This window comes from Bacillus sp. Xin1 (genome assembly GCF_013314535.1).
GTDB lineage: Bacteria > Bacillota > Bacilli > Bacillales > Bacillaceae_G > Bacillus_A.
The window spans coordinates 44,770-58,763 of sequence record NZ_JABUAE010000007.1 but is presented as its reverse complement, the minus strand read 5'-3'; the positions used below and the strand labels follow the sequence as shown (position 1 = coordinate 58,763).

Annotated in this window: 15 protein-coding genes and 1 pseudogene; 13 read left to right on the top strand and 3 right to left on the bottom strand. The window is 34.3% G+C overall.

What is annotated here, in order from left to right; genetic code table 11:
• Positions 1–180: 180 nt before the first annotated feature.
• Positions 181–489, bottom strand: coding sequence for a hypothetical protein (locus HRG09_RS09575; protein WP_174100578.1), 309 nt, complete (start codon positions 487–489; stop codon positions 181–183).
• On the opposite strand from HRG09_RS09575, the gene HRG09_RS09570 reads away from it, so the two are divergent.
• Positions 480–2,159, top strand: coding sequence for a DUF6044 family protein (locus HRG09_RS09570; RefSeq protein ID WP_174100577.1), 1,680 nt, complete (start codon positions 480–482; stop codon positions 2,157–2,159). The genes HRG09_RS09575 and HRG09_RS09570 overlap by 10 nt on opposite strands.
• 279 nt (positions 2,160–2,438) lie before the next feature.
• Here the strand turns inward: HRG09_RS09570 and HRG09_RS09565 are convergent, their stop codons facing one another.
• Complete coding sequence (locus HRG09_RS09565) at positions 2,439–3,266, bottom strand: peptidoglycan-N-acetylglucosamine deacetylase (protein ID WP_174100576.1); 828 nt, start codon at positions 3,264–3,266, stop codon at positions 2,439–2,441.
• 601 nt (positions 3,267–3,867) lie between these two features.
• On the opposite strand from HRG09_RS09565, the pseudogene HRG09_RS09560 reads away from it, so the two are divergent.
• From HRG09_RS09560 to HRG09_RS09505, 12 genes and pseudogenes are all read left to right on the top strand, one after another.
• Positions 3,868–4,660: pseudogene (locus HRG09_RS09560) on the top strand (S66 family peptidase); the annotation flags it as partial.
• 101 nt (positions 4,661–4,761) lie between these two features.
• Positions 4,762–5,415: a hypothetical protein gene (locus tag HRG09_RS09555; RefSeq protein WP_174100575.1), complete on the top strand. Its 654-nt coding sequence runs from the start codon at positions 4,762–4,764 to the stop codon at positions 5,413–5,415.
• Positions 5,416–5,560: 145 nt separating this feature from the next.
• The gene (locus HRG09_RS09550; protein WP_174100574.1) at positions 5,561–6,262 is read left to right on the top strand and encodes a nucleotidyltransferase domain-containing protein; all 702 of its coding nucleotides are present in this window, start codon (positions 5,561–5,563) and stop codon (positions 6,260–6,262) included.
• 15 nt (positions 6,263–6,277) lie between these two features.
• Positions 6,278–6,832, top strand: a complete 555-nt coding sequence (locus HRG09_RS09545) for a GNAT family N-acetyltransferase (RefSeq protein WP_174100573.1) — start codon at positions 6,278–6,280, stop codon at positions 6,830–6,832.
• A gap of 62 nt (positions 6,833–6,894) precedes the next feature.
• Positions 6,895–7,395: a GNAT family N-acetyltransferase gene (locus tag HRG09_RS09540; protein WP_174100572.1), complete on the top strand. Its 501-nt coding sequence runs from the start codon at positions 6,895–6,897 to the stop codon at positions 7,393–7,395.
• A 24-nt stretch (positions 7,396–7,419) separates the two neighbouring features.
• A complete protein-coding gene (locus HRG09_RS09535; RefSeq protein ID WP_174100571.1) occupies positions 7,420–8,364 on the top strand; it encodes an alpha/beta fold hydrolase in 945 nt (314 codons plus the stop codon).
• Positions 8,361–8,876: a DinB family protein gene (locus HRG09_RS09530; RefSeq protein ID WP_174100570.1), complete on the top strand. Its 516-nt coding sequence runs from the start codon at positions 8,361–8,363 to the stop codon at positions 8,874–8,876. Before HRG09_RS09535 ends, HRG09_RS09530 begins: the two co-directional genes overlap by 4 nt.
• 246 nt (positions 8,877–9,122) lie before the next feature.
• Positions 9,123–10,061 carry a DMT family transporter gene (locus HRG09_RS09525; RefSeq protein ID WP_174100569.1) on the top strand — a complete coding sequence of 313 codons (939 nt, stop codon included), beginning with the start codon at positions 9,123–9,125 and terminating at the stop codon, positions 10,059–10,061.
• A gap of 57 nt (positions 10,062–10,118) precedes the next feature.
• Positions 10,119–10,352, top strand: coding sequence for a hypothetical protein (locus HRG09_RS09520; RefSeq protein ID WP_174100568.1), 234 nt, complete (start codon positions 10,119–10,121; stop codon positions 10,350–10,352).
• A gap of 295 nt (positions 10,353–10,647) precedes the next feature.
• Complete coding sequence (locus tag HRG09_RS09515) at positions 10,648–11,367, top strand: histidine phosphatase family protein (protein ID WP_174100567.1); 720 nt, start codon at positions 10,648–10,650, stop codon at positions 11,365–11,367.
• Between the two features lie 147 nt (positions 11,368–11,514).
• Positions 11,515–11,916, top strand: a complete 402-nt coding sequence (locus HRG09_RS09510) for a GNAT family N-acetyltransferase (RefSeq protein WP_174100566.1) — start codon at positions 11,515–11,517, stop codon at positions 11,914–11,916.
• Positions 11,917–12,045: 129 nt separating this feature from the next.
• Positions 12,046–13,260, top strand: coding sequence for a GNAT family N-acetyltransferase (locus HRG09_RS09505; RefSeq protein WP_174100565.1), 1,215 nt, complete (start codon positions 12,046–12,048; stop codon positions 13,258–13,260).
• A gap of 87 nt (positions 13,261–13,347) precedes the next feature.
• Here HRG09_RS09505 and HRG09_RS09500 read toward each other — a convergent pair whose 3' ends face one another.
• A complete protein-coding gene (locus tag HRG09_RS09500; RefSeq protein WP_174100564.1) occupies positions 13,348–13,956 on the bottom strand; it encodes a CPBP family intramembrane glutamic endopeptidase in 609 nt (202 codons plus the stop codon).
• Between the last annotated feature and the right edge of the window lie 38 nt (positions 13,957–13,994).

Here is a 13,994-nt window from a genome sequence, read left to right as displayed (position 1 = left end):
AATCCTTTTTATCATTTAGATTAAATAAAGAATTCTATCTAGCATTTGAGCCACTTACGATTCAGAGTACTGCCAAGCCTCATTTTGAGCAAAATAATGGAATTTCCCATCAATTATATCCCAACCTGTATACATGTAATAACAATGAGGATTTAAGTAGTACCATGAACTTCCTTCTTTTTAACCAGCCATTTTTACTTTGTATAGCTGTTGTACAGTATTGCTATTCTCAGCTTGTACATTTCTTTCCCCATAAAAAGAAGCTGGCACTAATAAACTAGCAGCTACGCAAATTGATAGTATTCTTTTTTTATACGATAAAATTCCTCTCCGAAATATATCATTCCTTACTTTAACAATAAGAATAGATTTTTCTTGTTTATAAAAAATTGATAGCAACTTGATTACCGAGGGGATAATTTCTTTCGTTTTGGAAATTTTATAAGTAAACTTTTTAAGAATTTCTTGAGGTGTAGTGAATGTTTTCAATCCAGAACAACCAGGAAAAAAAGTTACTTGTTTTTGCAGCAATTATACTCTTTCTTTATTTGTCTCCTTTATTTATTCTTGGAGAAAATGCGCATATTCGCGTTCATGATAATCTTGATTCCAATTTATCCTGGTATAAGGTTTTGGCAAGGAGCGGGGAGATAATAGGCCCGATTGATGCTACAATTCCACAGGTGATAAACAATCAATTATCAAGAAACGCATTTAGCACGGAATTTAGTGGTATTGTTTGGTTGTATGCTTTTTTTCCAAATATGGTTGCGTATGCATTAAGTCAGACGATTACAAGAGTGGTTGCTTTTATAGGGATGTATCTTCTTTTAAAACATCATTTTTTACCTAGAGAGGAATGGATGGTCATTTCGGTTGGAGTTTCATTGGCTTTTGCTCTAACTCCTTTTTGGCCGTCAGGAATGCTTAGTACTCTCGGAATGCCTCTTGCACTTTGGGCAGTTTTAAATATTCGAAAAGGGGAAAGATCGTGGAAGAACTATTTCGTACTCACTCTTATTCCTCTATATTCGAGTATTGTTTTAGGTTTTTTCTTCTTTTTAAGCGGGATGGGGATTCTTTGGTTAGTGGACGTAGTAATAAAGAAAGAATGGAACTTTCGTTTTCTTTTTTCAATTGTTTATATGACGCTCATTTACATGATTGTAGAATATCGCTTAGTATCTTCCTTCTTCTTATCCACTGCACCTAACAGCAGAGATGAATATTTTCATGCAAGATTATCGTTATGGCGGTCTCTCCGTCTTACAGTGAAAAATTTTCTTTTAGGACATAACCATGTCATGACAGTCCATACATTTGTTATTTTACCTGTCATACTTATTGCGTTGTACTTTATCATTTCCAAGAGGCGATGGAAGCAAGAAAAAGTCTTTGTTTTTTTGTTCTGGTTTAACATAGGATTGTCAATTTGGTATGCTTTTTGGTTTTATAAAGGTTGGCTTCCATTAACAAAACGTTTTCACATTTTGGATACGTTTAATTTTGCACGTTATCATTTTTTGCGCCCGTTAGTTATTTATGTTTTATTTGCTCTTGGGTTAAAAGTTTTATGGTTACAAGGGAAAATATGGAGACACGCTGTGACAGGTTTTGTGATAGCTCAAATTATTTTGTTAAGCTTTTTTAATGAGGAAATTATTTTTCAAAGTAAACCTTCAGTAAAGGAATTTTTTGCAGAAAAACAATTTCAGGAGATAAAAGAGTATATCGGTTTACCTTTGGAGCAGTACCGTGTCGCTAGTCTTGGTTTACATCCTGCTATCGCTCAGTACAACGGATTCTATACACTTGATACATATAACAATTTTTATCCACTATCATATAAATATGAATTTCGAAAAATAATCGAGAAGGAGCTGGCGAAAAATAAAACGATTCGTACGTATTTTGACGAGTGGGGTGGCCGCTGTTATATTTTCACCGATGAACTTGGAAAACACTATATGTTTAAGAAAAACTCAAAAAAACGCTTGGAAAATTTACAATTAAATATAGAGCATTTTAAGAAAATGGGTGGTCGATACATGTTTTCTGCTGTCCCTATTGAAAATGCAGTAGAAAACAATTTATTCCTTGAGAAAGTGTTTACATCAAAGACATCCGCTTGGGAAATTTATTTGTATAAAGCGATATAGATGAGTGAAATAGATTGCCTTTCTCGATGTAGCATTAGCATAAATAGCAACAAAATAACCTTTGGAACAAGGGAGTTAGCTCGGCTGTCTTAGGACGAATTCGTTAGCTGTCAAAAGGAACGACTAACCGAGAAGCCCCCACTTCAAGTAAACTCGTAAGAGTTACTAAGTGGCGGGTAGTTCACTAAGTGAAATTGCAAAAATAATAACTTCTATATTCTAAATAAATAAAAAGAAAAAAGACTTGATTTTCCAATAAAAGAAATCAAGTCTTTTCTATTACATACGATTATCGTGCCAAAAGTTTAATGGGAAATGTTCATCTTCTTGATAACTTTCCAGTTCATAACCTTTTTCTTTTAGACCTTTAATAATAGCAGGTACAGCTTTCACAGATTGTGGATGAATATCGTGCATTAAAATGACCTCTGTTGGATTTGTTGCACCAGCAAGAACATTTTGTGCAATTTGTGCAGCAGCAGCATCTACTGGCATCTTATTATATTTCCAGTCTAATGAATCGATTGTCCAGTCCCAAACTTTCAAACCATTTTCAACAACTTTATTGCGAAGCGCTTCATTTAATCCTGGCATGGATCCGTAACATGGACGAGTTAATACTGGTGATTTTCCGATAACTCCAGCGATTAATCCTTGGTCCTCTTTCATTTCATCTGCATAAAGACCTTCTGTGTAAAGCTTTTTGTAGTTATGTGTCATACTATGCATACCAACATAATGCCCTTCAGCGTCTTCACGCTTTACAAGATCAGGGAATGCTTTAACATTTGCTCCAATTAGGAAAAATGTAGCTTTCGCATCTTCTTTTTTCAACATGTCTAACAGCTCGGCAGTGTACTTACCAGGGCCATCATCAAATGTTAAGTAAGCAACTTTTCTAACTTGCCCGTTATATTGCTTTGGTGCTTCTTTTGGAGTTAGAGCCGTTTGAATTTCACTTACAAGTTGAACAGATTTCGTTTCATCTTCCGTACTTGCTAAAGCAATATGAGTTGATCCATAAACTGCTTCGTATAAAAATAATACTCCGACGCAAATCAACAGTGCCCTCTTTACTAAAGTTGTCATTCGAATTCTATTGTGCATAATTTTCCTTCTCTCTATAATAGTTCTACTCTATTATATTAGCAATTTTAGGGAGGTAAATGCAAAACAAATTGCAAAAAAGGTGTGCAAGATTTTGTTGTTTAGCAGTTTTTATAATGAAGGTTTTTGATGGGAATGTAACGAATATAAAAGGGGAAATGATGACAAGTAGCTGTTGTTCATTATCAAACTGACTATATTAAATTTACTCTAGGTGCATAGGAAAATACGGGAGAGATAGAGATGATAAAATATCCGTTCTTAAAAAAGGGGCAACAATTGGTGTAACAGCACCTTCTTCAGGTGTAAACGCAGAATTACATAATATATTTAAGCAAGCTTGTGAAAGTATGGAAAGAAAAGGGTATACAAACGGTTTGGACACAAGAGAAAGCTAAGTCTTCTACTGCTACGAAGAGGGCAAATGAATTTATCCCGCATTAACGGGCTGTAATACTCCCACCTCAAAACTTAAGAAAATGCGAAGAAGTTTAGGTGGGAGATAAACAGCCCGTAAAAGCCCGATTGGTTCAACTAACAATCAGTGGGGGATGGAGAAAACCCCCACTGATTGAAGTTTCACTTTATTGACATGATGTAGGACGAGAGCATTGATATCATAATTCCTCCTTGGGGTGGGGAACTGCTGGTTGAAATACTCGAAAAAATTGATTTTGACAAATAATAAGTGGGTATTAGGATATTCGGATGTAAGTGTTTTATTGTTAGCAATTACTTTAAATACTGGAATAGCCACTGCTCATGGGACAAATCTAGTAGATGTAAGAGGGGAATACTCCGATGACACAACAGCAATGTGGCAAAGCGTTTTGTCAGCGGGAACAGGGACTTCAATCACCCAATACTCTTCAGAGAAATATCAACAGAAGTGGCAACATAATAATCCATCTCCGTGTGTTTTTCACTTAACAGAAAATACAAACTGGAAAACAGTTTCAACTGAAAAAATAAACATTAAAGGTCGATTACTTGGTGGTTGTATTGATGTGATTAGACATCTCATTGGCACACCATTTGGTAGAGTACAAGATTTTAGGGAGAAGCATTTTGATAACGAACCTTTAATTTGGTATTTGGAAAATTGCGACCTAACTACTACTGATTTACGACGTTCATTGGTTCAAATGAAACTAGCAGGTTGGTTTGATAATTGTCCAGGTATACTTTTTGGACGTAGCTCTGCAAACCATTCAATCGATGGTTATACTGTTGAAGATGTATATAGAGAACTTACTGATGAGCTTCAAATTCCAATTATTTATGATATAGACTGTGGTCATGTCCCTCCACAAATCAATTTTATAAATGGAGTATTCGCAGAAATTGAAGTTGGAGATGGTAAAGGAGTCGTTATACAGCATTTTAAACAGTAAAATACGAAAAAAATCACCACTTTTGTAGGTGGTGGCTTTTTATATCTCAAAATATCAACAATTTATATGAACAAAGCAAAAATGAAAAAGGTGTGATAAAAGTGAAAAAACTAGCTTGTTTACATGCCCATCATTCAAATATTGAGTATATAGAGAGGGCATTTGAATTATTTGAGATAGAATTAATCCACTTTGTAGATCCCATATTATCTAAGAGGATGGAAAGTGATAAAGGGTTTGGACGAAAGCAAGCCCAAAACAAGTTGAAGGATCAGCTGAAGTGGATAGCAGAAAGTAATATTGATGCAGTTCTAATTACATGTACAAATTATATCACGCTAATACAGGAGGAAGAGTTTTTAATTGCAAAACCTATATTAAAAATTGATGAATCATTCTTTGAAATGATATGTAATATTGAAGGGCCGCAAACGATATTATTCACAAATCCTAGTACTGTCACTGGGACAGTGGAGCGCCTGAATCGATACGCACAGCAAAAACAGAAATCTATAGATATTAAAGTAAGGATTATTGAAGATACTTTTGAATTAATTATGCAGGGATGTAAAGAAGAATATGATGATAGAGTGAATAAATATATATATCAGCTCATAGAAGATGAAAATCAAATTATTTCGGTTGCTCAATTATCAATGGTAGATGCTGCTGAAAAGTGTGAACAGGAAACAGGGAAGAGAATAATCAATCCATTAGACGTTTTGGCTGAATATAGTCTGAATCGAATAAAGTGATTCCTGTTTTTTTTAAGGTAAATTAAATTTCACATACCGAATTGAAAGAAAAAAACTAGGAAAATAAGAAATAGTGTCGAATATATCGTAAGTACATATTTAAGGCAAGGAGAAATAAAAAAGAAAATGAAAGAAGGAAAACAGCATGAAAGCAATTGATGCCGCACAAAAAATTATTGAATCTCAATTTCCAAATTGTGATGTTGCCTTATTAGGAGGAAGCGTTGCAAGAGGAGAAGCAACAAAAACTTCTGATCTTGATATTGTAATTATTGATCGTAATCTATCAAACTGTTATCGCGAATCTTTTATTAGTAACGGTTGGCCAGTGGAAATGTTTGTACATAATTTTGAAACGTATAAAAAATATTTTAAAAGTGATTGTGAGAGGGGGAGACCTTGTTTACCGCAAATGGTTTCGGAAGGGATTGTTTTAAAAGGGAAGGAAGCAGTTGTAACGAGTTTAAAACAGGAAGCACAGCAATTATTAAATGAAGGTCCTGAAAAGTGGACAGAAGGGCTTATGAGACAGAAGCGTTACTTTATTACCGATGCGCTAGACGATTTTATTGGGGCAACAAAGAGGGAAGAGGAATTGTTTATCGCGAATCTTCTCGCTGATTTAGTTCATGAATATGTCCTTAGAGTAAACGGAAAATGGATTGGCAATTCTAAATGGTTTATTAAGGTATTAAGAACGTATAATGAAACATTTGCGGAAGAGTTTGTTGAAGCTTTTGATCATTTTTATAGAACTGGTGAGAAGCTGAAACTGATTGATTTTATAGAAGGAACGCTAGAAAAATATGGTGGCAGGTTGTTTGAGGGGTTTTCTGTAGGGAAATAAAGGAGAGATAGAAAAATGAGTGTACCAGTTATTGTATTAAGAGAACTTACATTAGATGATATAGAAGATCGATATCAATGGTCATTAGATAAAGAAGTAACAAAACATTTAGTTGTACCCGATCAATATCCACCTTTTACACGTGATGAGACAAGAAGATGGATTGAGATGTGTATGAATCGTGAAAATGGGTATGAACAGCGAGCTATCGTTACTGGAGATGGTGTGCATATTGGATGGGTCGATTTAAAAAACTTTGATACAACGAACAAAAATGCTGAATTAGGAATTGCGATTGGTAGAAAAGAATACTGGGGACGTGGTTATGGTTTTGCAGCGTTACATCGCATGTTACAAATTGGATTTTATGAATTTGGCTTAGAGAAAGTTTGGCTACGTGTAGATGCTGATAATGTAAAAGCGATGAGAAGTTATGAAAAAGCAGGGTTTGTTTGTGAAGGAATCATGAGAAATGATAGATTGCGAGAAGGTGTATTTATTAATCGTTATCGCTTTAGTATGTTGAAAGAAGAATATGAAATTCTTAACAAGAAAGAATGTAATGTATAATATTATTATGTAAACAAAAGTGGATTGAATTTAGAAACTTAATGATGAGAGGATGTATATAAATGATTCGAGTTTTATCAGACTTAGATGCAGTACAATATTGGGATTTACGTTTACAAGCATTGCAAATAAATCCAGACGCATTTGTAACAACGTATGAGGAAGCGATGCAAAAAGAAAATCCCGTGGAGGAAGTTACTCAAAATTTAAGTTCAAAAACGAGTTACACATTCGGTGCTTTTAATGAAGAGAATCAACTGCTAGGTGTAGTCACGTTGCTTACGGAGCAAAAAGCAGCTTATAAACATAAAGGACATCTTGTTGCGATGTATGTAGATCATCAAAGTAGAGGAAAGGGGTTAGCAAAAGATTTAATTCGAGCGTTAATTGAAAAAGCAAGAGAACTAGAAATAGAGCAAATTAATTTAGGGGTTGTTTCAGCTAATGAAGTAGCGAAAAAATTGTATCAATTAATGGGATTTAAAACGTATGGAATAGAAACAAAGGCATTAAAAATGAATGGTATATATCGTGATGACGAATTAATGGTTTTATTTCTCTGACAGTATATAAAAAAGGAGTATCTAATGTTTAAAAGCAAGAAGCGAATTGCATTGTTTGTCGCGTTAATTGTTTTTATTGCTAGCACACTGTATCAAGCTGTTTGTGTAAATAACGATACAAAAGTACCTGGTAAGATAATTGAAGTTAACAATCATGATATACATATTTTTACAACAGGGAAACATGAAAATAAACCAACGATAATTATGACAGCAGGAAGCGGTACGACAACACCGTATGCGGATTTTTACCCACTATATAATAAACTAGAGAAAGAAAATAGAATAGTTGTGTATGAACGACCTGGCTACGGATATAGTGAACAAACAGAGAGAAGTAGGGATATTGATACAGTGGTAAGCGAATTACATTCATTATTAATAGAAGCAGGTGAGAAACCTCCCTTTATATTAGTAGGACATTCAATGGGAACTTTAGAAAGTATTCGGTATGCACAAGTATATCCCAACGAAATTGCGGGATTAGTTTTTATCGATGGAATTAGTCCAGAATACGCACAGAATTTTAAAATGGATATAGATAGGAAAGTTAGTTGGCACACAATGAATATAGCTAAAAATCTCGGAATATTGCGGGCGTTATCATTATTCGGAATTATAGATCAAGTATTTATAGATATCCCAAATTTACCGAAAGAATTACAGAAACTTAAAATTTCAATGGCTCTTAAAAATACAAATAATCGAAATATGAAAGAAGAATTAGAGTGGATGAGTAAAAACGGTAAAAAGATAATAGAAAATGGGGAGTTAGGAATCCTGCCAATAGTACAATTTTCCGCAGCGAATAATGGATATGAAAATTGGGAAAAAACGCAGATTGAACTGTTAAAAATATCTTCACGAACGGAACATATTATATTTCCAAGTACAAATCATTATATTCATCATGAACAGGCAAATGAGATCAATGAAAAGATAAAGAGTTGGATGGGAGAATTGCGGTGAAAGATTTATCTTTAGAAAGAGACATGAATTCTAACGTTGCAGTATTATATGCTACTGTAAGTGATACATTCAAAAGATTAAGAAATCTAGTTGAAGGGGTAGGAAAAGACGAATTGCATTACAAAGGCCCTTTTAATGATGAAAATAGCATCGGACAGCTTCTTCAGCATTTAGCAGTCGTAGATTTACATTGGGTGTATCGTTTGAAAGGTGAACAAATTCCTGCTTTCTTGCAAAGGAAATATGGTCCTATGCTTGATGACAAAGGAGAATTACCTAATATCAAAAAAGGTTCTTTACAAGAACTCATGCAAGATTATCAAAATGTTCAAAATATGTTTTATGATGAATGTATGAAACTAACAGAAGTAGATTTAACTCGCGAAGTCTATTATGAAAATGGTCAAACGGCTACGATTAGGTGGGGGATTTGGCATATAGCTGATCATAACCGCTATCATCAAGCTCACATAAGCCGATTGCGAAAATCGTATAGACAAGAAATAAAGTGAGACTTTAATCAGTCGGGAGCTTCATCCTCCGCTGATTATCAGCCCTCACTAATCGGGTTTTTACGGACAGTCGATTTCCCACCTAACTTCTTTGCTTTTGCCAAATTTTGAGGTGGGAGTCTTACTGTCCGTTAATGCGGGAAAAACGTATAAAAGCACCATTTTTAGTATGAAATTTTCGAATTTTATTTTAAATGAATCGTATTCTGTTATATAGTATAAGAAAATTATATAAGGGGTTTTAGGATGAAAGCAATTGCAGCGGGAGTATTGGCATCGTTTTTCTTTGCCTTTACGTTTATTTTAAACCGTGCGATGGACTTACAAGGGGGAAGCTGGATTTGGAGTGCATCACTGCGGTATTACTTTATGGTTCCGCTACTTGTCATAATTGTCATGTATAGAGGAAACTTAAAGCAACTCTTTCAATATATGAAAAGTAATCCGAAAGAGTGGCTATTATGGAGCATTGTCGGTTTCGGTCTTTTTTACGCGCCACTTAGTTTTGCTGGTGCATTTGGACCAGGGTGGCTAGTTGCTTCCACATGGCAAATTACAATTATAGCAGGAATTTTATTAACGCCATTATTCGCAACAAATTCACTACATAAAAAAGTTCCAATGAAAGAATTGATGATGTCTGCGGTTATATTACTTGGTGTTCTTCTTATGCAAGTAGAACATGCTTCTTCTTTAGGGATTCGTGAAACCATGTTATGTGTAGTTCCAGTAATAGTAGCAGCGTTTGCTTATCCACTTGGAAACCGAAAAATGATGCAGGTGTGTAAAGGAGAATTAGATGTCTTTCAGCGCGTTCTCGGAATGACATTAGCAAGTTTACCGTTCTGGTTTTTGCTATCTGGATATGAGGTTGCAACAAGTGGATTACCATCAAGTAATCAAGTCTTTCAATGCTTTATCGTAGCGATTAGTTCTGGTTTAATTGCTACTGTATTATTTTTCTTTGCAACTGATCTTGTAAAAGATGATCCGCAGAAATTAGCGACTGTAGAAGCGACACAATCTGGTGAAGTTTTATTTGCATTACTAGGAGAATTAATTTGGCTATCAGCTCCATTTCCATCATCATTATCATGGATTGGAATGAGCCTTGTTGTTGTAGGAATGATTTTGCATAGTTATGTTGCAGTTGTTATGAAAAAGGAAGAAAAGATAACAGCGTGAAAAAATATTAGCTCTTTGAAAATAAAGAGCTAATATTTTTTATATGGAGGAAATTACATGAAATTAAAAGAATTCATTCATTTTTTAAATAGATTAGAAGACAATCATATATTCTATAAACTAAGTAAAGTGAGAAGGGAAAGTCTTATGGTCGAAATAGCTGTGCCAGGCCAACGATGGGAGATTGAATTTATCGAAGATGGTACAGTTGAAATTGAAAAGTTTATTGCTGATGGTGATTTTTATGATGAGAAAGAGATTGATTTCCTGTTTGCAGATTTTAGTGATTAAGTAAAGAAATTAGCAAGATTTCAAGATAGATAACAATAGGACTGACCTTTCAGGTTGCAGGTGTTATGAAGACGGGAGAAAAGATAACAGTATAAAAAGGGTGAAAAGGAATTGATTTATGATTGTGAGTCGGTTCCTTTTTTGTTGCGTTTTCATAATATATAATATGAATCGTTATAAACTAAATTTATAATATATTAGTAAATGAAGCAGATTTTTATGTTTACTGAGATGTTTTTGGGTTTGGAAAGGAATGAAGATTAAAATAAATGAAGTAGTCTAAAGGGAGAGAAATATGGAAAAAGATATGAATACAACACATAAAAATAAAGAGAACATCGTTACGTTATATGTTACGAGACATGGCAAAACAATATTAAACACGAATAAACGTATACAAGGCTGGGCAGATTCCCCATTAGTAGAGAAGGGAATTGAAGTAGTGAAAGGTTTAGGAAATGGATTGCAAGATATACCTTTTGTTGATGCTTATAGTAGTGATAGTGGCCGTGCAATTGAAACTGCTAACTTAGTATTAAAGTATAGTGGACAGTCAAAGTTAAAACTTGAACAACGGAAAGGTTTGCGTGAATTGAATTTTGGGATTTTTGAAGGCGATAAGGTTGAAAATATGAGGCAGGCTATTAAAAATACTGCCGGTGTTAAAGATATAACTGAACCAATGGAGCTTTCTATTAAAGAATTTACGAATTTTATTGCAGAAGCAGATTCTACAAAACAAGCGGAAAATTGGGAGGTATTTTCAACTCGTATAAAAAAAGAAATCGATACAATTAGTGAAGACACGGCCCAAAATGGAGGCGGTAACGTTTTAGTCGTAGCTCATGGATTGATGATCACCGCATTAGTAGAAATACTTGATAGTAGTAAAACAAAAATGGGGGTAAAAAATGCAAGTGTAACTAAAATTCTCTATAAAGATGGAGAATATACAGTCGAGTCTGTTGGCGATATGGGTTATGCTGAAAAAGGAAGCGGAATTGTGGAATTATAAAAAGTGCTATAGAGTGTTAGAACGCGAAAAAGGCAAATTTCTTACAGAGGTAAGGGTGCCTTTTTCTTTCATTTTACCGAATTTGGAGCTGAGTGTTTTACTGTTCATGACTAGCGGAATAATTCTGTATTGTAAAAGAGGAAGAGTATGGTTGCTATTGAGCGGAATCTAAGTGAGGATAAAATGGTTCCGATATTAAAGTATGCTGTGGGACCCCAGGAAAAAAGTTTACAAAAAGCTATGAAGTTCTATGAAGAAAATAGAAATACTGTACTATATCATTATAAAGCGATAGCTTGTATTGGCATGGAATTTTATGCTGAAAAACAAGCGAGAATATGCCATATAGCAGTTTTTCCAAATAGTCGTTATAAAGGAATTGCTTTCGAAATGATAAAGAAAGTGATTCATATGCATGGATTAATTTATGTGGAAGCAGAAACAGATGATGAAGCGGTAGGATTTTATAAAAAATGTGGCTTTACTGTTACAAGTTTAGGAGAGAAGTACCCAGGTGTAGAAAGGTTTCATTGTTATTGGGTGAAATAATAGGAGTGTTAATTTGAAAGCGTAGTCTTTATGATGCTATATGCTTGTTTTCATTATCTTTTGTATATACTAACTAAATGAAAAAAAGAATATAATATTTTAGTTTATGTTACAAAGGAGCATATGAAAATGAATGAGAAGTACTATAAAGGTTTGGTTATGAGACCGATTAAAGAAAGTGAAGTGGAACAGTTTTCAAATTTGATGAAATACGTGTTCCAAGTTTCTAAAAAAATGATTAATGATGAAGAGAAAATGGTGCAAAAGAAAAGCCATCAGTTAAAGCCAGGGACCGCTTTAGGCTGGTTTGATCATGATAAATTAATTTCTCAAATTGTCGTTCTTCCTTTTCAAGTCAATATTCATGGTGTGATTTATGAAATGGGGGGAGTTACTGGAGTTGGGACATATCCAGAGTACGCAGGGCATGGATTAATGAATTCATTAATGAAAGAAAGCTTAAAAACGATGAGAGAAAATGGACAGTATATTTCTTATTTATTTCCTTACTCAATCCCTTATTACCGGAAAAAAGGATGGGAAATTATTTCTGATATCATTGAATACCAAATTAAAGATACACAGCTTCCGAAGTACCGTGGCAACATTAGTGGGCGAGTAAGGAGAGTTGGATTAAAAAGTAAAGAAAAAGAAAAAATTTATGATGATTTTGCGAGAAAAACAAATGGGGCGATGGTTCGAAATACACTCGCATGGGAAGAACGATTTCGCGAGGAAACAATTGATTTGCAATTAGCGATTTTTTACACAGATGAAGATATTCCCCATGGCTACTTATTTTATCGAGTCCTTGAGGAAAAATTTTATATAGAAGAAATGATTTACTTAAATGAAGAGGCGAGAAGAGGGTTATGGAATTTCATTAGTGCTCATTTTTCGATGGTGTATTATGTGAAAGGAAAGACATGCGTTCATGAACCAGTCGCTTTCTTACTTGAAGATAGCGAAATCAAACAGGCAATTGCGCCTTACTACATGGGAAGAATTGTGGACGTCATTGGTTTTCTAGAACAATATCCATTTAAAAATGTAGAAACAGAAAAATTAGTCTTACATATAGATGATCCTATATTGGAGTGGAATAAAGGAACCTTTATTTTAAAATGGGATCATGAGAAGCAATTACAAATAACATATCAGAAAGAAGTAAATGACATTGATGGCGTAGCTTTAACGATTCAAACCTTAACAACAATGTTGTTAAGTTATAAAAGTCCTATATTTTTATATGACATCGGAAGGATAAAAGGAAGTCATGAAATGATAGAGGTGCTTGAGAATTTAATTCCGGATTCACCACCATGCTTTTTTGATTATTTTTAAACGATTGAAAGCCTCCTTCTAAAGTGAATACAAAAGGGGGCTTTTATCATATTTAGGTAGTTCATACATGTTCAATTGTTTACAATGTTACATATTTACAGCGTTCGTTTCATCACTCCCTATCTTTTTACGATACCACAGTTCACAAGGATACAATAATAGATGGAAAAGCATATGAACAATGATAGCGGAAATTAAACCGTTCGACCAGAATTGCCAGCCACAAAAAATACCTACCCACAAATTTCCTAATACAGCATAAGAATATAGCCATCTTGATTTTTTCATTCCTTTTACACCTAGAAAGTGAGTGATTGCAAATAGAATACTAGATAGGATAATCCCAAGAATTACGATAATCTGAGTGACATCATGAAAAAAGCTAATCGACGTGATGAAAAGTGACATAAGACCCCATCGGAAGATGATTTCTTCAACAACTCCACCATATAGGAATCTGGCTCCTAATCCTGCACCATGGCGCTGATGTTCAATTTGTGGAAACGTTTCTTTATCAATAACTTTTCTAAAGAATCCATAATACATAATAACATGTCCGAAGGAGAAAATTACTTCAATTAGAACGGCTTCACCAATGTTGCTAGGTAAAATAATATTTCCATCTTGGATCTTTGATAAGAAAAATGCACCCATTCCTGGTATAGCAATGCTGAATACAAAGATCCAGTTGAACATATGGTTTCATCTCCTCTGAAAATAGACTCAGAAAGACC

What these genes read in the sequence shown, in the direction of transcription:
- HRG09_RS09570 (WP_174100577.1), top strand. Translation starts at nt 480, where the DNA reads ATGTTTTCAATCCAGAACAACCAGGAAAAAAAGTTACTTGTTTTTGCA.
- HRG09_RS09565 (WP_174100576.1), bottom strand. Translation starts at nt 3,266, where the DNA reads ATGCACAATAGAATTCGAATGACAACTTTAGTAAAGAGGGCACTGTTG.
- HRG09_RS09550 (WP_174100574.1), top strand. Translation starts at nt 5,561, where the DNA reads ATGAAAGCAATTGATGCCGCACAAAAAATTATTGAATCTCAATTTCCA.
- HRG09_RS09545 (WP_174100573.1), top strand. Translation starts at nt 6,278, where the DNA reads ATGAGTGTACCAGTTATTGTATTAAGAGAACTTACATTAGATGATATA.
- HRG09_RS09540 (WP_174100572.1), top strand. Translation starts at nt 6,895, where the DNA reads ATGATTCGAGTTTTATCAGACTTAGATGCAGTACAATATTGGGATTTA.
- HRG09_RS09535 (WP_174100571.1), top strand. Translation starts at nt 7,420, where the DNA reads ATGTTTAAAAGCAAGAAGCGAATTGCATTGTTTGTCGCGTTAATTGTT.
- HRG09_RS09525 (WP_174100569.1), top strand. Translation starts at nt 9,123, where the DNA reads ATGAAAGCAATTGCAGCGGGAGTATTGGCATCGTTTTTCTTTGCCTTT.
- HRG09_RS09520 (WP_174100568.1), top strand. Translation starts at nt 10,119, where the DNA reads ATGAAATTAAAAGAATTCATTCATTTTTTAAATAGATTAGAAGACAAT.
- HRG09_RS09515 (WP_174100567.1), top strand. Translation starts at nt 10,648, where the DNA reads ATGGAAAAAGATATGAATACAACACATAAAAATAAAGAGAACATCGTT.
- HRG09_RS09510 (WP_174100566.1), top strand. Translation starts at nt 11,515, where the DNA reads ATGGTTGCTATTGAGCGGAATCTAAGTGAGGATAAAATGGTTCCGATA.
- HRG09_RS09505 (WP_174100565.1), top strand. Translation starts at nt 12,046, where the DNA reads ATGAATGAGAAGTACTATAAAGGTTTGGTTATGAGACCGATTAAAGAA.
- HRG09_RS09500 (WP_174100564.1), bottom strand. Translation starts at nt 13,956, where the DNA reads ATGTTCAACTGGATCTTTGTATTCAGCATTGCTATACCAGGAATGGGT.